The following is a 362-nucleotide window of genomic DNA, read 5'->3' as shown; positions in this document are numbered from 1 at the left end:
GTCGAAGGTGATGAGCGCGACGCCGTCGGCTCCCACGTCAAGCTTTACAGTGTCCATTGTCTCACACCCGTTCAATGATTGTGGCGGTTCCCATGCCGGCGCCGACGCACAGCGTCACCAGCGCCGTCTCCTTGCCGGTCCGTTCGAGTTCGTCGACCATCGTGCCGAGGATCATCGCGCCGGTGGCGCCGAGCGGATGGCCCATGGCGATCGCGCCGCCATTGACGTTGAGGCGCTCGGGATCGATGTCGAGCAGCTTCTGGAACAGCAGCACGACCGAGGCGAAGGCCTCGTTGAGCTCGAAAAGGTCGATGTCGTCGACCGTCATGCCGGCGCGCTGGAGCACCTTGCGGGTCACCTTT

At 64.1% G+C, this 362-nt stretch carries 1 pseudogene; it reads right to left on the bottom strand.

The window, feature by feature from the left end:
- Positions 1–61: 61 nt before the first annotated feature.
- A pseudogene (locus tag LL06_RS23530) lies at positions 62–362 on the bottom strand (acetyl-CoA C-acyltransferase); the annotation flags it as partial.

The sequence above is a fragment of the Hoeflea sp. BAL378 genome (assembly GCF_000759435.1).
In the GTDB taxonomy this organism is placed as follows: Bacteria; Pseudomonadota; Alphaproteobacteria; order Rhizobiales; family Rhizobiaceae; genus Hoeflea.
Note: the sequence above shows the minus strand (reverse complement) of the source record. Positions and strands in the feature narration are given on the sequence as shown.